The organism is Kitasatospora sp. NPDC091207 (assembly GCF_044768625.1).
GTDB lineage: Bacteria > Actinomycetota > Actinomycetes > Streptomycetales > Streptomycetaceae > Kitasatospora.
Genome location: NZ_JBIVVS010000009.1, coordinates 165,151 through 184,240, shown reverse-complemented (window position 1 = coordinate 184,240; position 19,090 = coordinate 165,151). Strand labels below are relative to the sequence as shown.

General features: G+C 74.3%; 14 protein-coding genes. 8 read left to right on the top strand and 6 right to left on the bottom strand.

What is annotated here, in order from left to right; all coding sequences use genetic code 11:
• Positions 1-17: 17 nt before the first annotated feature.
• The 3 genes from ACIQTO_RS17825 to ACIQTO_RS17815 all read right to left on the bottom strand — a co-directional run bounded on the left by ACIQTO_RS17825 (position 18) and on the right by ACIQTO_RS17815 (position 4,647).
• The gene (locus ACIQTO_RS17825; protein ID WP_402388538.1) at positions 18-563 is read right to left on the bottom strand and encodes a hypothetical protein; all 546 of its coding nucleotides are present in this window, start codon (positions 561-563) and stop codon (positions 18-20) included.
• Between the two features lie 253 nt (positions 564-816).
• A complete protein-coding gene (locus ACIQTO_RS17820) occupies positions 817-1,203 on the bottom strand; it encodes a hypothetical protein (protein WP_402388537.1) in 387 nt (128 codons plus the stop codon).
• 108 nt (positions 1,204-1,311) lie between these two features.
• A complete protein-coding gene (locus ACIQTO_RS17815; protein ID WP_402388536.1) occupies positions 1,312-4,647 on the bottom strand; it encodes an ALF repeat-containing protein in 3,336 nt (1,111 codons plus the stop codon).
• Positions 4,648-5,029: 382 nt separating this feature from the next.
• On the opposite strand from ACIQTO_RS17815, the gene ACIQTO_RS17810 reads away from it, so the two are divergent.
• The gene (locus tag ACIQTO_RS17810) at positions 5,030-5,902 is read left to right on the top strand and encodes an AAA family ATPase (protein ID WP_402388535.1); all 873 of its coding nucleotides are present in this window, start codon (positions 5,030-5,032) and stop codon (positions 5,900-5,902) included.
• A complete protein-coding gene (locus ACIQTO_RS17805) occupies positions 5,899-7,419 on the top strand; it encodes a VWA domain-containing protein (protein ID WP_402388534.1) in 1,521 nt (506 codons plus the stop codon). Before ACIQTO_RS17810 ends, ACIQTO_RS17805 begins: the two co-directional genes overlap by 4 nt.
• Positions 7,420-7,444: 25 nt before the next feature.
• Here ACIQTO_RS17805 and ACIQTO_RS17800 read toward each other — a convergent pair whose 3' ends face one another.
• Together ACIQTO_RS17800 and ACIQTO_RS17795 are read right to left on the bottom strand one after the other, a co-directional pair.
• Positions 7,445-8,416 (bottom strand): alpha/beta fold hydrolase, encoded by a 972-nt coding sequence (locus tag ACIQTO_RS17800; RefSeq protein ID WP_402388644.1) that lies wholly within the window; start codon positions 8,414-8,416, stop codon positions 7,445-7,447.
• A gap of 249 nt (positions 8,417-8,665) precedes the next feature.
• Complete coding sequence (locus ACIQTO_RS17795) at positions 8,666-9,520, bottom strand: siderophore-interacting protein (protein WP_402388533.1); 855 nt, start codon at positions 9,518-9,520, stop codon at positions 8,666-8,668.
• Between the two features lie 92 nt (positions 9,521-9,612).
• Between ACIQTO_RS17795 and ACIQTO_RS17790 the strand changes: the two genes are divergently transcribed.
• From ACIQTO_RS17790 to ACIQTO_RS17765, 6 genes are all read left to right on the top strand, one after another.
• A complete protein-coding gene (locus tag ACIQTO_RS17790) occupies positions 9,613-10,407 on the top strand; it encodes a TetR/AcrR family transcriptional regulator C-terminal domain-containing protein (RefSeq protein ID WP_402388532.1) in 795 nt (264 codons plus the stop codon).
• A 164-nt stretch (positions 10,408-10,571) separates the two neighbouring features.
• Positions 10,572-12,347 carry a choice-of-anchor A family protein gene (locus tag ACIQTO_RS17785; protein ID WP_402388531.1) on the top strand — a complete coding sequence of 592 codons (1,776 nt, stop codon included), beginning with the start codon at positions 10,572-10,574 and terminating at the stop codon, positions 12,345-12,347.
• Between the two features lie 164 nt (positions 12,348-12,511).
• On the top strand, positions 12,512-13,807 hold the full coding sequence (locus ACIQTO_RS17780) for a D-alanyl-D-alanine carboxypeptidase family protein (RefSeq protein WP_402388530.1): 1,296 nt from the start codon (positions 12,512-12,514) through the stop codon (positions 13,805-13,807).
• 99 nt (positions 13,808-13,906) lie between these two features.
• On the top strand, positions 13,907-15,730 hold the full coding sequence (locus ACIQTO_RS17775; protein ID WP_402388529.1) for an alkyl/aryl-sulfatase: 1,824 nt from the start codon (positions 13,907-13,909) through the stop codon (positions 15,728-15,730).
• Positions 15,731-15,913: 183 nt separating this feature from the next.
• Entirely contained in the window at positions 15,914-17,686 is a 1,773-nt protein-coding gene (locus ACIQTO_RS17770; protein WP_402388528.1) for a SulP family inorganic anion transporter, read from the top strand.
• Positions 17,687-17,695: 9 nt separating this feature from the next.
• On the top strand, positions 17,696-18,115 hold the full coding sequence (locus tag ACIQTO_RS17765; RefSeq protein WP_402388527.1) for a PPOX class F420-dependent oxidoreductase: 420 nt from the start codon (positions 17,696-17,698) through the stop codon (positions 18,113-18,115).
• Here ACIQTO_RS17765 and ACIQTO_RS17760 read toward each other — a convergent pair.
• Complete coding sequence (locus ACIQTO_RS17760) at positions 18,099-18,977, bottom strand: alpha/beta fold hydrolase (RefSeq protein WP_402388526.1); 879 nt, start codon at positions 18,975-18,977, stop codon at positions 18,099-18,101. The genes ACIQTO_RS17765 and ACIQTO_RS17760 overlap by 17 nt on opposite strands.
• Positions 18,978-19,090 lie beyond the last annotated feature (113 nt).

Here is a 19,090-nt window from a genome sequence, read left to right as displayed (position 1 = left end):
GAGTGCCGGCGGGGCCGTCACTTGGTGGTGGTGATCTCCAGCAGGGTGAACGGGCGGTGCTGCGGGTCGCCGATCTCGCCGACGCCGGTCCAGGCGTTCTTCGGCAGGTCGTAGGTCTTGCTCTCGGTGCCGGCCGCCATGGTCAGGTGAGCCGCGTAGTCGTTGGTGCTGACGCCGTAGACCGAGGGCAGTTCGAGGCTGAGGGAGCCGGTGGTGCCGGTGGTCCTGAAGCAGAAGCGGCCGCCGCCGACCTTGTCGATGTCCTGCATGCCGCGGGCGTTGACCTCCATCAGGCCCGGGGTGCCACAGGCCACCAGGACGATGTGACCGTCGCCGCGGGTGAGCTTGATGCCGCGGTCCTTGAAGATCTGGTCGGCGCCCGGGTAGGCGTAGTCCTCGACGGCCGGCGGCGGCGGGGTGTCGTCGGCGGCCGTGACGGCCGAACCGGCCGGAGCGGCCGGAGCGGCCGGAGCGGCCGTGGCGGCGTTGGCGACCACGACGCCGGACAGCGCGACCGCGCCCGCAACCGCGCCGACGGTGAACAGCTTGGTGATGGAACTCATGATGTGGCCCCCAATGTGCCGTCAATTACTGCAATTCGCTGTGGAATGCGGGCACGGCGTGCGCATGAAACCCAGGTCGGGCGATGCTTTCGACCCCCCGCGCACTCCGACCGGGATCATTGCTATCACGAGCGGATGGATCTCCGGAAGATCAATTCGCCGCCCGCCGTCACACCACATTCACGGTTCGTATACGACTTGTGAATCCACGGAAACAGACCCGCCGGTCCGAACGGCACCGTCCGGAGCCGGACTACAGAGTGATCCACACCGCCAGGCCACCGAGCAGTGTCGCGGCGATGCACATCTGGACGGTCATCGCGCGCGGCGGCTCGTTCTCCGCCGTCGCGCCGTTCTGCTCCCGGTCCAGCAATCGCCGCGCCGTCTCCTTGCGGTGTCCCATCATGCCGACCGGGAACACCAGGACCGTGAGCGAGTACATCGCCAGTACGGCCTCGGGCGAGTAGTGCTTCGCCAGATACGCCAGCCCGCCGAAGAGCGCCATGGCGAACGGCGTCACGGACGCCTGGATCTTCAGCGACCGGGTGGGCATCCACGGCACCAGCAGCACCAGGAACGTCACCGTCACCAGCACCGCGATCAGCCACCACGCCACCGCGCCGAGCCCGAAAGGTTGCATTCCCATCCCCTGCCCCGGCCGTGGGGCCCGGGCGGACCCGGGCCCCACAGTCCTTGCTCGAATTCACGGACGATCCGGTCCGCAGCCTATGCCGCGGACCGGATCAGATCACCAGGTGAAGAGGCCGACGATCGGCGAGACGATGTTGTGTCCCGCCTCGGCCGCCCTGGACGCGACGGACCGCGCCGCCTTCACGCCGGTCTCGGCCACGGCGCCGATCTTGTCGAGCTCCTTGATCGCCTTGCCGGCGCCTGCGCCGATGACCGAGAGCGCGACACCCGCGCAGGCGTTCTTGAAGTTCTGACCGCTCCAGTTGTCGGCCCAGCCGTAGACGGCCGCACTGACCACACCGGTCACCAGGGAGACCCCGCCGAAGAACGCCCCGAGCGGTGCGGTGGGCGGGAAGAGCGAGAACCCGACCGCGAGGAAGCCGGTCACGGTGCTCACGTGCCCCATCAGCAGGGCGAAGTCGTGCGCGCCCTGCTTGGGGTCGGTACCCGGCGCGCCGTTCGCGGCCGGGGTCGCCGGGTTGGGCACCCCGTCGTTGGCCGTGGTGTTGGCCGGGTTCACGTGGTTGGTCTCGTTCGCCTTCGCCTGGGCGGCGGCAGCGGCAGCCGCGGCGGCCTGCTCCTGCTCCCGCTTCTGGGCGGCGATGGAGTGCGCCTCGCTGGCCGCCTGGGAGGCGGCGGCCGCGTCCTTGCCCGCCGCGCTCGCGCTCGCGGCCGCCTGGGCGGCCGAGGACTGCGCGCTCGCCGCCGAGCCGAGGGCCTGCTTCGCCGACGCGCTCGCCTGGTTGGCCGAGTAGTTGGCCTCGCGGTTGGCCGTCTGGGCGGTCGCCGCGGCGTTCTTCGCCGTCTGCGCGGACTGCGCGGCGGCGGCCGCCGAGGCGTTGGCCGCGTCGGCCTTGGCGCGCGCGTCGGCCTTGTAGCCTTCGGCCTCCTGGGCCGAGGCATTGGCCTTGTCCGCCCAGTCCTGTGCCTCCTGCGCGGCGTTGCGCGCGTTGGCCGCGACCTCGAACGCCAGCTGGGCGTTCTGGTTCGCGGTGGCCGCCTCCTTCGCCGCGTTGGCGATCATGGTCAGGACGGAGGACACGTGGGTGTCGGTGTCCTGGTCCAGCTGGGCCGCCTTGTACTGGACGGTCGTCACGAAGTCGTGCTGCATCCAGGCCGGACCGGCCAGCGCGACCGTACCGGCGGCCTTGACGTTCGGACCGCCGTTGTTGACCGCCGTCAGGACGGCCACCCGGTCGTCCTCGGCCACGGCGTTCTCGTACCGCCCGGTGAGGAAGCCCGCCAGCGCCTTCACACTGCCGTCGTTCAACGCGGCCGTGCCCTCGCGCTTGACGGCCGTGCCGCCGGCGTTCATCAGGGTGAGGATCTGGACCCGGAAGTCCTCGGCCTGCACGTCCAGCGCGCCACCGGTGAGGAACTTCTCCACCGCCGTCGGGTCGGTGCTCTCCAGGGTCTTCTGCGCGGCGGCCGACACCTTGGAGTCGGCGATCGAGGCGACGTAGACGATCTTGTCACGGTCGTCCAGCCGCAGGCTGCGCGGGTAGTCGGACTTCGCCCACGCCACCACGGCCTGGTCGGTGCCCGACAGCGCGCTCTGCGCTGCGTCCCGGGTCCAGGAGCCGGAGGCCTTCAGCAGGTTGACCGCGGCCTTGCGGCCGAAGCCGGCCGCGGCGGCGACGTCCGTCACCGTGGCGGCCTTCCGGACCAGGTCCTTGGTCTCGGCGTCCTGCGTGCCGGCCTCGGTCTGCGCCTTGGAGGCCCGGGCCTGGTCGGCCTGGTCCACCTTGGTGAGGGCGGCGGCCTCCTCGATGCCCAGCTGCTTGTCGGCCTCCAGCTTCGCCGCCTCGGCCTCGCGGGCCAGCTTCTCGATGTTCTGGGCCTGCGTGACCGCGTCGCTGGCGGTCTTGGCCGCCTCGATCGCGGCGTTCGCGTGGGCGGTCGCCTGGTTGGCCCAGTCCTGGGCCTGGCCCGCGGCGTTGGCCGCGTCCTCGGCCGCCTTCGCGGCCTTCTCGGCGTGGTCGGCGGCGCTGTTGGCCCGCACGTTCGCCTCGTTGGCGGCCGCGGCCGCCGAGGCGGCCAGGCTCTCGGCCCGGCCGGCGGCGGCGGTGGCCGAGTTGGCCGCGCTGCGGGCGGCGTCCGCGGCGGCCCGGGCCCGGGCCGCCTGGGTGCTGGCCTGACCGGCCGAACCGCTGGCCTGGGCGCTGGCCTCGGCGGCGGACGCGGCGTCACGGGCCGCGCGGGCGGCGGCCGAACCGGACCGGCCCGCCTGGGCGCTGGCATCGGCGGCGGACGCAGCGGCGGAGGCCGCGTCACGGGCGCCGCGGGCGGCGTCACGCGCCGACTGGGCGGCCGCGCGGGCGGCACCGGCCTCGGCCGCATTGCCTGCGGCGGAGGCCGCGGCGTTGTAGGCGCGGGCGGCGGCCTGACCGGCCGCGGCGGCGGCCGAGGCCGCCGAGCGGGCGGCGTTGGCGGCCGTACGGGCGGCGGACACCGCCGCGTTCGAGGCGTCGATCGCGGTGCGCGCGGCGGCGGCCGCGCCCTCGGCGGCCTGGGCGGCGCGGTTGGCCGCGGCGCCCGCCTTCTCGACGTCGTCCTTGGCCGCGGCGGCCTCGGCGGCGGCGGTCTGGGCGGCCTTCTTGGCCTCGGCGGCGGCCTTCTCGGCGCGGGCGCCGGCCTCCTTGGCCGCGTCGGTCTCGACCTTGGCCCGCTTGCCCGCCTCGGTGGCGGCCTGGGCGAGCTGCGAGATCGACAGCGTCTCCTGGTCCCGGGTACGGGCCAGGTACTGGCCGGTCTCCAGGAAGGCGCTGAGGTCCTCGGGCGTCCCGCTGAGCGCGCGGTTGGCCTGCTTGACGAACTCCGGGCCGGGGTTCTGGCCGAGCATGGTGAGGACGGCGACGCGGTCGTCCTCGGCCTGGGCCCGGGCCCGACCGGTGGTCAGGAAGTCGTCCAGCGCCTTGGCGGTGCCGTCGTTGAGCGCCTTGGTCCCGGCCGCCCGAACGCCGGAGTCGCTGTTGTTGATGATGCCCAGGACCGCCACCCGGCGGTCGTCGTTCATCGGGTTCTGCCAGCCGGACAGCATGAACGCGTGGACGTCCGCGTCCGTGCCGCTCAGCGCCTTGGAGGCGGCGTCCCGCACGCCCTGGCCGGTCGAGCTGAGCATCTTCAGGATGGTGAAGCGCTCGTCCTCGGCCGAGGCGCGGTCCAGCGTCTTGGCCAGGAAGTTGGTGATGTCGGCGTCGGACCCGAGCATGGCCTTCTCGGCCGCGTCCTTGGTCGCCGTGCCGCCGAGCTCCCAGGCCTCGACGACCCGGCCCCTCGCGTCGGCGGGCAGTGGCGCCGGGCCGACATCGGCCGGCAGCGCCTGGGCGATCGTCGTTCCGGCCATGGTGGCCGCCAGCGCGAGCGCGGTGAGCGCTGAGATCCTCGCGCGCAACCGTCGCCGCTGCGACGTCCCCGCCCCTGATGTCGTGTAGGTCATATCCCCTCACGTTCCCCCGGGCCATCAAGGCCCCTTCGTGCCACAACAGTTGTCATGGCACCGCGAGGATCCTAGTTCGAATTAAGCGGAATTTGATCTATCACTTCAGTTCGTCCGAATACCTACCGGCTGGCTGGATTACCACCCCTGATTCGGTCACGGAGCATCGACGGAGCGTGTGACGGGTCGTCGGAAAACCATTTGACAATCCGCGACACCAACACTCCTCACTCGCCTCACCCGGAGCCCCGGCCCAGCCTCCGACGCAGGCCGGGACAGCGAAGTGACTCGCCGGTAGGGTGCTGCTGGCACGGACGGACCGACGGAAGTGGGGCGCATGCGCGGCGACGGCACGGGGTTCTTCGAGTCGGCGGCGCACGCCGCCGCCCAGCTGGCCGAAACCGGCTACCTGGCCTCCACCGCGGTGGCCACCACCGTCTTCCTCGCCGACCGGCTGGGCAAGCCGCTGCTCGTCGAGGGACCGGCCGGGGTGGGCAAGACCGAACTCGCCAAGGCGGTGGCCGGGATCAACCGGGCCCGGCTGGTCCGGCTGCAGTGCTACGAGGGCATCGACGAGGCCCGGGCGCTCTACGAGTGGAACCACGCCAAGCAGCTGCTGCGGATCACCGCCGGCCGGGACGAGGGCTGGGACCAGGCCCGCACCGACATCTTCGGCGAGGAGTTCCTGCTGACCCGGCCCCTGCTGACCGCCATCCGCGGGGACGAGCCGACCGTGCTGCTGATCGACGAGATGGACAAGGCCGACGTCGAGGTCGAGGCACTGCTGCTGGAGGTGCTCGGCGACTTCCAGGTCACCGTGCCGGAGCTGGGCACCATCACCGCGACCCGGCGCCCCTTCGTCCTGCTCACCTCCAACGCCACCCGCGAGCTCTCCGAGGCCCTGCGCCGGCGCTGCCTCTTCCTCCATCTCGACTACCCGGACGCCGAGCTGGAGCGCCGGATCGTCCGGCTCAAGGTCCCCGGCCTGGACGCGACGCTGGCCGAATCGCTGGTCCGGGTGGTCGGCGCGCTGCGGGCGATGGGCCTGCGCAAGGCGCCGTCGGTGGCCGAGACCATCGACTGGGCCCGTACCCTGCTGGCGCTCGGCGCGGACACCCTGGACGAGGCCGTGGTGCGCGACACCCTCGGGGTGATCCTCAAGCACCAGGACGACATCCTGAAGGCCACTCAGAAGCTCACCCCGGCATGACGGACGGCGCCGCCGCCCCCACCCCCGCCGACCGGGGCGGAACCGTGACCGCACCCCCCGCCACGGCCGAACCCGCCGACCTCGCGGCCCGGCTGACCGGGCTGGTCCGGACCCTGCGCGGCCACGGGCTGCGGGCCGGGCCGGCCGAGACCGTCGACGCGGCGGCCGTGCTCGACCTCCTGGGTCTCGCCGACCGGGAGCAACTGCGGGCCGGCCTGGCCGCCGCACTCCTGCGCTCCGAGGGGCAACGCGCGGTCTACGACGCCACCTTCGACCTGTACTTCCCGCTCGGCGTCGGCACCCCGGAGGCGGCCCGGGGCGGCCTTTCGCAGGACGGCCCGGAGAACGCCGACGACGCCCGGGCCACCGCCGGGAACGCCCGCCGCGACCTCGCCGACCCCCTCCGCGAGGCGCTGCGCGAGCGGCTCGCCGCCGCCCTGGCCGCCGACGACCGGGCCGCCCAGGCCCGGCTGGCCGGCGAGGCGGTGGCCGCCTTCGGCCGGTACGGCGCCGGCTCGGTGCCCGGCTCGGACGGCTGGTCCGCCCATCAGACGCTCGGCCGGCTCGCGCCCGAGACCCTGCTGGCCCGCGTCCTGGCGGCGCTGCGCGCGGGCACCGCCCCGGACACCCCGTCCGACGTCTCCGACCGCCTCCTCGCCGACGAGATCCGCCGCCGCGTCCAGGACTTCCGCGCCATGGTCGGCACCGAGGCCCGCCGCCGGGTGGCCGAGGTGCGCGGCACCGAGCGGATCGCCGAGCGTGCCGTCGCGCCCAGCGCCGACCGGATCGACTTCCTCGCGGCCGGCCGTGACCAGCTCACCGAACTGCGCCGCACCGTCCACCCGTTGGCCCGGAAGCTGGCCACCCGGCTGGCCGCCCGGCGGCGGCGCGCGGCCCGCGGGCAGCTCGACCTGCGCCGCACCCTGCGCCGCTCGCTGTCCACCGGGGGCGTCCCGCTGCGCCCCGCCCACCGGCTGCGCCGGCCCGCCCGGCCGGAGATCGTGCTGCTCTGCGACATCTCCGGCTCGGTGGCCGGCTTCGCCGACTTCACCATGCTGCTGGTCCGGGCGATGAGCGAGCAGTTCAGCAAGGTCCGGGCGTTCGCCTTCGTCAACCGCACCGCCGAGGTCACCGAGCTGCTGGCCGGCAGCGGGGCCGACCCGGCCGGGCTGGCCCGGCGCATCCTCACCGAGGCCAAGGTGATGGGCCATCACGGCAACAGCGACTACGGCTCCGCGCTCGGCGAGTTCGCCGAACGGCACCTGGCCGCGGTCGGCCCGCGCACCAGTGTGCTGATCCTCGGCGACGCCCGGAACAACCACCGCGACCCGAACCTGCCCGCCCTGCACCGGATCGCCGGGCGGGCCCGGCGGGTGTACTGGCTCAACCCGGAGTCGCCCTCGCGGTGGGGCGAGGGCGACTCCGCCGCGCGCGCCTACGCGGAGGTGGTGGAGATGCACGCCTGCCGCGACGCCCGCAGGCTGGGCGAGCTGATCGCCCGGCTGCTCCCGGTCTGACGATCCGCCGCGGGCCCGGCCGGGCTCAGCCGTCCAGGTGGCGCAGGAAGTCGAGCAGGGCGGCGTTGACCTCGGCCGGCCGCTCCTGCTGCGTCCAGTGCCCCGCCCAGGGGAGCGCGACGTGGCGGTACAGCCGGGGGGTGAGGTGCTCCAGCAGCAGGCGCAGCGCGTCCGGGCCGATCAGCGCCGACACCATGTCCCGGTCCCCCGCCACGTAGAGCGCGGGCACCTCGATGCCCCGCCCGGCGAAGGCGGTGAGCAGCTCGTTGTTGCGGTCGATGTTGCGGTACCAGTTGAGCGGACCGGTGAAGGCCCGCTCGCCGTGCCCCGCGTAGTCGGCGGCGAAGGCCGCGATGTCGTCCTCGGTGAGCCAGTCGGGCAGCTTCTCCGGGTCGGGGACGGTGTCCAGCAGGGTCTGTCCCTCCGGGACGACCCAGGCCCTCGGCCGGTCGGCGCCGGGGCGGTCGCCGGAGCCGCTGAACAGGATGCGACGGAAGGTGGAGCCCGGGTCCCGGGCGAGTTCGGCGTCGGCGACCCCGGGCCGCTGGAAGTAGTTCTGGTAGAAGCCCTCGCCGAACCGCTCCCGGGACTGCGCCAGCGGCGGCAGCCCGGAGACCGGCAGCGGCGGGACGCTCAGCCCGGCGACACCGCGCACCAGGTCGGGACGGAGCGCGGCGGTCGACCAGGCGACCGGCGCGCCCCAGTCGTGGCCGACCACCACCGCCGGCCCTCCCCCGAGCGCGGCGATCAGGGCCGTGACGTCGCCGACCAGGTGGAGCAGGGTGTAGGCGTCCACGGCGGCCGGCTGCTCACTGCGGGCGTAGCCGCGCTGGTCGGGGGCGACCACGCGGTAGCCGGCCGCGGCCAGCGGCGCGAACTGGTGCCGCCAGGAGTACCAGCTCTCCGGGAAGCCGTGCAGCAACAGGACCAGCGGACCCTCCCCCTGCTCGGCCAGGTGGAGCCGGACGCCGTTCACCTCGATGTCGCGGTGCTTGATGTCGCGGTACCCGAGGCCTCCTTCCTCACGGCCGGCGTCCTGCTCGACGCCCTCCCGCCCGGTGCCGCCCCGCCCGGTGCCGTCGAGCGCCTCGCCGCTGTGCCTGGTCACGTCGTCCACCCCTGCTCCTCATACCGTTCCGGGACCGCCGTCAGGACGAATTGACGTCCGATCGGTCGCTATCCACTGTGCCCAGTGGAACACGCCGGGAACCACCGCGTTCCCGCCCCGGCGGAGGTGTCCGCTATGTCATCCGATTTGTTCGAGTTTCTCCCGCGCGTCGGCGAGATCCTCGGCGGTGGGCGCGTCGTCCTGGGTGAGCCGATGACGCCAGTACCCGCCGAACTCCACCGACGCCTTGGCCAGCCCCCGCTCCCCCACCAGATGACGCCGCAGCGCCCGGACCGCCGACGCCTCACCGGCCAGCCAGGCGAAGGGCGCACCGCCGGGCAGGTCGGCGGCGCGGACCGCCTCGACCAGCGGCCCGCCGGGAGTGGCGCCGTCGCGGTCCAGCCAGTGCACCGTCAGATCGGCACGGGTGGCCAGCGACTGCCGCTCCGCCACGTCGGCCACTTCGGCGAACACGACCGCCCGGGTACCGGCGGGAAGCACCTCCAGCAGCGTGGCGATCGCGGGCAACGCCGTCTCGTCCCCGGCCAGCAGGACCCAGTCGGCCCCCGCGACGGCGGCGGCCAGCGGGACCGGCCGGGCGTAGAGCTCGGAGGGGCCGACCATGCCCAGCCGGTCCCCGGGCCGGGCGCGGTCCGCCCAGGCGCTCGCCGGTCCGCTGTCGCCGTGCAGCACGAAGTCGATCTCCAGCTCCCGGCCGCCGGGCCGCCGGCGGCGGACGGTGAAGCCGCGCATCCACGGCCGCTCGTCCTCCGGGACGGCCAGATAGGCCTGGTACCAGCCCGTCGGATCGTCACTGCCTCCCGGCAGGACCGGCTCCGCCTGACCGGGCCGGGGGAAGCAGAGCTTGACCTGCTGGTCGGGGGTTCGGCCGACGCTCTCGTCGAGCCGGTCGGCCTCGAAGGTGATGCGGGCCGTCCGCGGGGTGACCCGCTCGACCGCGATGACCTGGATGTACGTGACGGGCAATGCCACCGTCGGACCCTCCGGTTTCGGCTCCACTGATAACCTTACGCCATAAGGAATTACCTCGACGAGGATACTTTACAGCATAAGGAGTTACTCCCGTGACCGTCTTCGCCGGCCAGGGCGATGCCCACCGCTCGATGTCCCTGCTCTGGCGGGGGGCGCCGGAGCCGCGCACCGGGCGCAGCGGCCCCAAACCCGCCCTGACCGTGGACGCGATCGTGGCGGCCGGGATCGCCGTCGCCGATGCCGAGGGGATGGCCGCCCTCTCGATGCGCGCGGTCGGCGAACGGCTGGGCCGCACCGCGATGGCCCTGTACACCTACGTACCGGGCAAGGCCGAGCTGCTCGACCTGATGCACGACCGGGTGCTCGCCGAGCTGCCCACCGGCCACGACCCCGCCGCCGGCTGGCGGGCCGCCACCACCGCCTGGGCCGAGGAGGCCTTCACCTGCTACCTGCGCCACCCCTGGGTGCTGCAGATCTCCCAGGCCCGGCCGGTGCTGGGCCCGGCCGAGCTGGGCGCGATGGAGGCGGTCCTGCGCGTCCTGGACGGCGCGGGCCTGCCGCCCCGGCAGCTGCGCGGCGTGGTCGCCGCGCTCTGGCAGCTGGTCCGCGGGATGGCCCGGACCGCCGCCGAGGCGCGCGCCGCGGCGACGGACACCGGTGTCGCCGACGAGGACTGGTGGTACGCCAGGTCGACCCAACTCGCGACGCTCGCGCCGGACTTCGCGGAGCGGTTTCCGCTGCTGACCGCCCTGGAGAGCGGCGGCGGGCCCGAGCCCGGCGAGGGCGGCGGCTACCTGGAGGAGCAGACCCGGGAGGCCTTCCGTACCGGCCTCGCCGTCCTGCTCGACGGCGTCGGGACGGCGGTCGCCCGGGCGGAGCGGCCGTAGGGCCCGGCGTCCCGCGGGCCCGGCCGACCACCCCCGGCGGCACAGCCACCGCTGTCCGCCGCCCAGGTGACGGTTGGTCTGAGCGGGTACGCCCGGTCACCGCATCAGCGTAGGCGGGCGGTCCACCGGTGACCTGTTCGCACAAGCTGCCGGACGCTTCGACTATGGCTTCCTTCAACCGACTGCTCACCCGTGTCCGGCGACGGGCCGGCGCCCTGGCCCTCCCCTGCACCGTGATCTCGGCCCTCGTCCCGGTCCTCGCCCTCGGCCCCGGGACCGTCCCCGCCGTCGCGGCGCCGCTGCCCGGCGGCCTCGGTCCGTGCGTGCCGGGCAGCTGCCCGGACCCCTACCCGAGCTCGATCGGCAACGGCCCGTTCGCCGGACGCGACAACGGGATCAACATCTTCGTCGGTGACACGTTCCGGGTCACCGGTCGCGCCGCCGAGGCCGAGGGCCGCGTGGTCGTCCTCGACAGCTTCACCCAGGCCAAGGAGGCCGGGGTCAGCTCCATCTACAACGTCGGCATCGCGGGCGTCGGCTCCCGGGTCCCCCCGCCGGACGGCGCCGACTTCCTGACCACCGGCGGCGGCATCACCATCGCCCCCGGCCAGAGCCTGGTCGCCGAGGGCGGCGTGGTCCGGCACGCCGGCACGGTCACCGGGACGGTGACCGGAACGCTGGTCACGGACCCCAACGCCGTCCAGCCCTACAGCGGCCTGCGCGACCGACTCACCGCCGCGTCCGACTGCTACGCCCGGGTCGGCGGCACGCCCCGGACCCCGACCGGCACAGCGGTGAACCAGGGCGGCCAGACGCTCTTCACCGGCGACGGCAGCTCGGCGCTCCAGGTGTTCAACGCCGACTTCGACCTGACCGGGCCGACCGGCGGCCAGCAGGGCATCGTCTTCGCGAACATCCCCTCGGGCGCGACGATCCTGGTCAACGTCCTCGGCGCGGCCCGGACGCTGAACACCTACAGCGGCGGCATCAACGACAGCGACGACCCGCTCAACGCCTACCGCGACCACCTGCTGTGGAACTTCCCCGACGCCACCGCCGTCACCCTGGCCGGGACCGGCCAGTTCCAGGGCAGCTTCCTGATCGGCGAGCAGGCCTCGGCCGCCACGGTCACCCTCGCGGGCATCAACGGCCGGTTCTTCACCACGGGCTCGCTCATCCACACCAGTCTCGCCACGGGGGGCGGCGGCCAGGAGTTCCACTCCTACCCGTTCAACGGCGACCTCCCCACCTGCGGCACCCCGCCGGTCACCGGTGAGGTCCGCGTCCTGAAGACCGACGCCACCACCGGCACACCCCTCGCCGGCGCCGTCTTCGAACTCTGGCAGGAGACCAACACCGTCCCCGGCCTCCAGACCACCGGCACCAACCCCGACACCCGACTCGGCACCACCTGCACCACCCCCACCAACGGCATCTGCCGACGCACCGTCGACACCGGCACCTACTACTGGCGCGAAACCACCCCACCCACCGGCTACGACCTCCCCACCAACCCCGTCTTCGGCCCCCTCACCCTCACCCCCCAGAACGCCACCACCGGCATCCAGGTGACGGCCCGTGACTGCCCGTCGCCGAAGCCGCCGGGGGACGGCTCGATCCACCTGACCAAGCGGGACGCCAAGACCGGCAAGCCGCTGGGCGGGGCGACGTTCCAGCTCTGGCGGGAGACCAACGACGTCCCCGGCCTGCAGACCGGCGGGACGAACCCGGACACCCGCACGGGTGCGGACTGCACCACCACGGCCGAGGGCGGCTGTGCCTTCACCCATCTGCCGAGCGGCCGGTACTACCTGCGGGAGACCGCCGCGCCCACCGGCTACCACCTCCCGCACGACCCGGTGACCGGCCCCTACACGGTCGACGCCGATGACTGCGTCACCGTGGCCCTGACCAACAAGCGGGACTACGACGACTGTTAGCCGCGACCCCGGGCCCACCCGGGAGCGATGCCGGACCCGCCGGAGCACCCCGCACCGGCGGGTCCGCCGCGTCCGGGGCGGTCGGCCGGACCGACCGCCCCGGCTGGGGCCCGGACGGAGCAGCGCGCGCGGCGCCCCGGCCGCGGCGCGGGTACGTTCGCGGTGTGCAGAGGTCACACCACGTCAGAGGAACGGCCGCGGCCGGTGCCGTCGCCGTGCTGGTACTCACCGCGGCGACGCCCGCGGCCGTCGCGCAGGACGCGGCCGCCGTGGTCGGCGGGGAGCGCCTGGGCCGGTCCGCCGTCCAGGTGGCGCCGCTGGCCGGGGCGCCCGCCCTGCCGGCCGAACTCACCGGGCGCTCCTGGCTGGTCGCCGACGCGACCACCGGCGACGTCCTGGCCGCGCGCAACGCGCATGTGCCGCTGCCGCCCGCGAGCACGCTGAAGATGCTGTTCGCGGACACCGTCCTGCCCAAGCTGGACCGCTCGCTGGAACACAAGGTCGCCCCGGCCGAGCTGGCCGAGCTGGGCGCGGGCAGCAGTCTGGTCGGCATCAAGGAGAACCTGCCGTACCGGGTGGAGGACCTCTGGCGGGGCGTCTTCCTCAGCTCCGGCAACGACGCGGTGCACGTCCTGGCGCACATGAACGGCGGCCTCCCGCAGACCGTGGCCCAGATGCAGGCCCGCGCGCTGGCCCTGCAGGCCAGGGACACCCACGTGGTCACCCCGGAGGGCTACGACCAGGAGGGACAGGTCTCCTCGGCCTACGACCTCACGCTGTTCGCCCGGGCCGGGCTGCGCAACAAGGACTTCCGCGCCTACTGCTCCACCCGCACCGCGCGCTTCCCGGGCGGGGTGGACAAGACCACCGGGCAGCGCACCGCCTTCGACATCGCCAACACCGACAAGCTGCTCGGCAGGTACCAGGGCCTGATCGGGGTGAAGAACGGCTACACCACCGGCGCCGGGGCCACCTTCACCGGGGCCGCCGAACGCGGCGGCCGCACGCTGCTGGTGACGGTGATGCACCCGGAGTCGCAGAGCAAGGTGTACGACGAGGCGGCGAGCCTGCTCGACTGGGGCTTCGCCGCGGCCGGCCGGGTGGAGCCGGTCGGCCACCTGGTGGAGGAGCCGGTCGCGTCCGCGTCCGCCGAGGCGCCGGCGACGGGGGTGGTGCCGCACGCGATCCGGCAGGCCGACCACGTGCTGGGCCCGGCCGGTTGGGCGACGCTCGCGCTGTGCGGCGTGCTGGCACTCTGGGCCGCGGGCCGGGCCCGGAGCAGGCGGGCGCACCCCCGTCCGGCGGCCGCCGAGGCCGTCCCCGTGCCGCTCGCGTTCACCCGTCCGGGTGCCACCGCGCTGGGCGGTTCGACGGCGGTGGGCGGACGCGGGCGCAGGCGGACGGCCCGGGTCGTCCGGGCTGCGGTGGTGTCGGCGCGGCGGCGCGTCCGCGGTCACTAGCGCGCTCGTCCGAAATGCGGCGTCCGTCACGCGATGCTCTGATGGCGCAATGTGCGGCCCGGCGCCGCCCGCCCGAACACCGATGGAACGGAGCGACGCATGACCGACCTGCCCTTCGACGACGTCACGGACTTCGACAACGCCGACCGCGGCTTCCTGGGAGCGCTGGCGCCCGGTGTGGTCAAGGCCGCCGACGGACGCGTGATCTGGGACAACGACGCGTACGGGTTCCTCACCGCCGAGTGCCCCGACACCGCCCATCCGAGCCTGTGGCGGCAGGCCCGGCTCTGCGCCCGGCAGGGGCTCTACCAGGTGGCCGAGCGGGTCTACCAGGTGCGCGGGCTCGACCTGTCCAACATGACGCTGGTCGAGGGCGAGCGCGGGGTGATCGTGATCGACCCGCTGATCTCCGCCGAGACGGCCGCCGCCGCCCTCGCGCTCTACCGGGAGCACCGGGGCGACCGGCCCGTCACCGGTCTGGTCTACACCCACTCCCACGGCGACCACTTCGGCGGCGCGCGCGGCGTCCTGCCGCACGGCACCGAGGGGGGCATCCCGATCCTCGCGCCGGACGGCTTCCTGGAGCACGCCGTCAGCGAGAACGTCTACGCGGGCAACGCGATGACCCGGCGGGCCATGTTCATGTACGGCGACCGGCTGCCGAAGGCCCCCGACGGGCAGATCGGCGCCGGCCTCGGCATGACCACCTCCACCGGCACCATCACGCTCATCCCGCCGACGGTGTCCATCACCCGCACCGGCCAGGAGGAGACGGTCGACGGCGTGCGGATCGTCTTCCAGCTCACCCCGGGCACCGAGGCGCCGGCCGAGATGAACTTCCTCTTCCCCGAGCTGCGGGCGCTCTGCCTGGCCGAGAACGCCACCCACAACATGCACAACATCCTGACCCTGCGCGGCGCTGTCGTCCGCGACGCCCGGATCTGGGCCCGCTACCTGGACGAGGCGATCGAGTACTTCGACGGCCGCTACGACGTGGCCTTCGCCTCGCACCACTGGCCGACCTGGGGCCACGACGAGGTGGTCGCCTTCCTCTCGGAGCAACGCGACCTCTACGCGTACCTGCACGACCAGACCCTGCGCCGGCTCAACGACGGGCTGACCGGCCCGGAGATCGCCGAAGAGCTGCGGCTGCCGCCCGCGCTGGAGCGGCGCTGGCACACCCACGGCTACTACGGCTCGCTGAGCCACAACATCAAGGCCGTCTACCAGCGCTACCTCGGCTGGTTCGACGGCAACGTGGCCCACCTGTGGGAGCACCCGCCGGTGGAGCAGGCGCGGCGGTACGTGGAGGTGGCCGGCGGCGGCGAGGCCGCGCTGGCCAAGGCCCGTGCCTACGCCGACGCGGGGGACCTGCGCTTCGCGGCCACCCTGCTCAACCACGTGGTGTTCGCCGATCCGTCGAACACCGCCGCCAGGGAGGCGCTGGCGGGCGTCTACCGGAAGCTCGGCCACGGCGCGGAGAACGGCACCTGGCGCAACTTCTACCTGATGGCCGCCGTCGAACTGCTCGACGGCCCCGGAACCGTCCTGCTCGACGCCGCCAACCCCGAGATGACGGCGGCGCTGACCACCGACATGCTGCTCGACTCGATCGCGATCCGGATCGACGGGCCGCGTGCCTGGGACGAGGACCTGACCGTCGACCTGGTCCTCAGCGACGAGCGGCTGCGGTACCGCCTGACGCTGCGGCACGGCGCGCTGACCCACCGGTCCTTCCCGGCCGGGGACACTCCCCGGTCCGCGGCCGGGCTGACGCTGAGCCTCACCAGGCCGCAACTGCTCGGGCTGCTGGCCGGCCGGGGCCTCGACGGCATCCGGCACGAGGGCGACGAGGGGCTGCTCGCGCGGCTCTTCTCGCTCGTCACCACGCCGGCCCGGTCCTTCCCCGTCGTCACGCCCTGACCCGGAGCGCGGGCCCACGCCCCCACCCGGGCGCGGGCCCGCCGGTCCGCCCCGCCGCCGCCCGGGCCACGCCGGGGCGGCGGGCCCGCGCCGTCCCCAGGCCGAACCCCCCGGAGGTGACGCGTGACATCCGCCCCCGCCCGTGCCCGCCCCCCGAAGCCCGGCCGGCGGACCGGCCGCGGCATGGGCCGGCGATTGGGCCGGCGATTGGGCCGGCGATTGGGCCGGCCCACATCCGCCGATCTGACCGCGGGCATGGTCACCGGCCTGTTCTCGATCCCCGAGGGCATGGCGTACGCGAGCATCGCCGGCTTCAACCCGGTCGCCGGCCTCTACGCGGGCGTCGTCCCGCCGATCCTCGGCTCGCTCACCGCGCCCACCGTCCTCATGGTCACCACCCTCACCAGCGCCATCGCGCTCACCGGGCAGAGCGTGCTCGTGGACGCCGGGCTGGACCCGCACGACGCGGGCAACGTCGCGGCGCTGACCGTCCTGGTCGGCGTGGTCATGCTGGTCATGGGTCTGCTGCGGCTCGGTGTGGTGCTCAGCTTCGTCTCCAACGCCGTCATGGTGGGCTTCTCCACCGGCATCGCCCTGCAGATCATCACCGGCGTCTTCAAGGACGCCACCGGCTACCAGCCGCACGGCCACAACAAGCTCACCCAACTCGTCGACTGGATCGGCCACCTACCCGACTGGCAGCTCTCCGCGACGCTGGTGGCCGCCGCCACCGTGGCGGTCTGGGCGGGGGCCCGGGCGGTCGGACGGCTGGAGCCGGTGGCGCTGCTGGTGGCCATGGTGACGGTCAGCCTCGCGGTGGGACTGCTCGGCACCGGGGTCGAGCTGGTCCGGGACATCGCCGACATCCCCGCCGCGCTCCCCGGGTTCACCGCCCCCTCGCTGGACGCGGTGCCGCACCTGGCCGGCGGCGCGGTCTCGGTCGCGCTGGTCGCGCTCGCCCAGGCCGCCGGCATCGCGCCCTCGATGCCCAACCCGGACGGCAGCCGGTCCAGCGTCAACGGCGACTTCCTCTCCCAGGGCGTGGCCAACGTCGGCGGCGGCCTCTTCCAGGCGCTGCCCTCCGGCGGTTCGCTCTCACGCACCGGTGTCGCCGCCTCCGCCGGGGCCCGCACCCGCTGGGCCGGCGTCGTCTCCGGCGTCTTCCTCGCCCTGGTGGTGCTGCTGCTCGGCTCGCTGGCCGAGCGCATCCCGATGCCGGTGATCGGCGGGCTCATCCTGGTCGTCGGCGGCGAACTCATCTGGGGCAAACGGGCCGACATCCTGCTGGTCCTGCGCACCTCGAAGCTCTCCGCCGCCGCGATGGCCGTGACCTTCCTCGCCACCACCCAGCTCCCGCTCCAACAGGCGATCGTCATCGGCGCGGTGCTCTCCCTGCTGCTCTACTGCGTCCAGGCGGCCCGCCGGGCCCACTTCACCGCACTGGTCCGCGATGACGACGGCCGCTGGAGCACCGCCGCCGTCCCCGAGCGGCTCCCGGCCGGCGCGGTCACCGTCCTGGAGTACGAGGGCAGCAGCCTGTTCGCCGAACTGCCCACCCTGCGCACCCGGCTGCCCGAACCGACGGGCGCCCACGACGCCGTCCTGGTACTGGTCGTCCGCACCGCGCCGGACATCCCGTCCTCGGCCATCCTCAAGGCGCTGCGCCGCTACACCGACACCTTGCACCGGGAGGGCGGCCGGCTCGTCCTGGCCGGCGTCCAGCCCGCGCTCGCCGACCTGCTGCGCCGTACCGGTCTGCGCGAGCACCTGGGCGCGGACGCCGTCACCCCGGCCGAGGGCCCGCTGCTGGCGCCGCTCGACCGGGCGTGGGAGGACGGCCTGCGCTGGATCGCCCACCGCCGGGCGGACGGGGGCCCGGTGGACACCGGCCCGGCGGGTGGCGGCGGGCACGACGGGGCGGGCGACGGGGCCGCAGGCGCTGACCGGGCGTCCTAGAATGCGGCCATGAGCGCCGCCACCCCCGCCCCCGCCCCGCAGGACCGACTCGACCGTCTGGTCCGGCTCTCGGCCGGGAGCTACCTGCTGGTCACCACCTACAAGAAGGACGGCACCGGCGTGCCGACCCCGGTCTGGGTGGTCCGGGACGGCGAGGCGCTCGGCGTCTGGACCGTCGCCGACTCCTGGAAGGTCAAGCGCATCCGCAACCGCGCGGACGTCCTGGTCGGCCCCTGCGACGTCAAGGGCCGACCGACCGGCGAGCACTACCCGGCCACCGCCGAGATCCTCGGACCGGAGCGGACCGCCGCCTACCGGACGCTGCTGCGGCAGAAGTACGGTCTGCTGGGCGTGGTCACCCTGCTCGGCAGCCGGCTGCGGCGCGGCGAGCGCGGCACGGTCGGCATCCGGATCACGCTGACGGACTGAGCCGCTCCGGCGCGGTCGTCCGGTCCGGCGTCCGGGCGCAGTTCTCCAGGATCACCCGGGCGACCAGCTCGGGATCGTCGTTCATCGGCACGTGTCCACAGCCCGGCAGCCGGATCAGCCGGGCCGCCGGCAGTTCGTGCAGCGCCCGCACGCCCTGACGGCGCGGCAGGATGCGGTCCCGGCTGCCCCAGGCGACGGTGACCGGCACGGCGCCGACGTCCCCGGTGAAGCGCAGACCGCGACCGGCCGCGAGGGTGGGACCGAAGCCGGTCGCCTCGCGCAGTGCCCTGGTCTCGGCGGCCGCGGCGGCGGGCAGCCGCCGGCCCGGGCGGGCGTAGATGGTGCTGACCAGCAGCGCGCGGCCGGCCGTGGTGCGGGCGATCCGCCCGACGGCCGGCCCCGGCAGCAACCGCGCGCCCAGCCGCATCCCGCCCAGCACCGCGTAGGCGTAGCGGCGCTCGGCCTCCGTCCAGAACCCGGCCGGGGCCAGCGCCGTCACCGAGCGGGCCAGCCCGGCCCGGCCGAGGCCGAGGGCCAGCAGCCCGCCGAGCGAGTTCCCGGCGACGTGCGGCCGCTCGATCCCGAGTTCCGCGCAGAGCGCCCCGAGCACCGGGACCACCGCCTCCAGCCCGTAGGGCACGCCCGGTGGCAGGGCGGCGGACGCGCCGAACCCGGGCAGGTCGACGGCGATCACCTCGTGCCGCTCGGCCAGCGCCGGGAGCACCGGCTCCCAGGCCTGCCAGTGGTGGCCCACACCGTGCAGCAGCAGGAGCGGGCTGCCGGACCCGAGCCGCTGGTGGCGCACGGTCACCTCCCCCGGTCCGTGCGGGGCGGGCAGCGCGAAGGTGACGTCGGCGGGCATGCGGCTCCTCTGTTGGACGCGATGTCAGCAAGAATTACCGACGGGTAGCCCCCTCGGCAAGAGGCCCGCGCGGCGACCCCGGCGGAGCCGGACCGGGCGGCGGACCGGGCGGG

Bases quoted from the DNA above. Each gene is read 5' to 3' on its own strand.
- ACIQTO_RS17810 (WP_402388535.1), top strand. From the start codon at position 5,030: ATGCGCGGCGACGGCACGGGGTTCTTCGAGTCGGCGGCGCACGCCGCC.
- ACIQTO_RS17785 (WP_402388531.1), top strand. From the start codon at position 10,572: ATGGCTTCCTTCAACCGACTGCTCACCCGTGTCCGGCGACGGGCCGGC.
- ACIQTO_RS17805 (WP_402388534.1), top strand. From the start codon at position 5,899: ATGACGGACGGCGCCGCCGCCCCCACCCCCGCCGACCGGGGCGGAACC.
- ACIQTO_RS17765 (WP_402388527.1), top strand. From the start codon at position 17,696: ATGAGCGCCGCCACCCCCGCCCCCGCCCCGCAGGACCGACTCGACCGT.
- ACIQTO_RS17770 (WP_402388528.1), top strand. From the start codon at position 15,914: ATGGGCCGGCGATTGGGCCGGCGATTGGGCCGGCGATTGGGCCGGCCC.
- ACIQTO_RS17820 (WP_402388537.1), bottom strand. From the start codon at position 1,203: ATGCAACCTTTCGGGCTCGGCGCGGTGGCGTGGTGGCTGATCGCGGTG.
- ACIQTO_RS17775 (WP_402388529.1), top strand. From the start codon at position 13,907: ATGACCGACCTGCCCTTCGACGACGTCACGGACTTCGACAACGCCGAC.
- ACIQTO_RS17825 (WP_402388538.1), bottom strand. From the start codon at position 563: ATGAGTTCCATCACCAAGCTGTTCACCGTCGGCGCGGTTGCGGGCGCG.
- ACIQTO_RS17760 (WP_402388526.1), bottom strand. From the start codon at position 18,977: ATGCCCGCCGACGTCACCTTCGCGCTGCCCGCCCCGCACGGACCGGGG.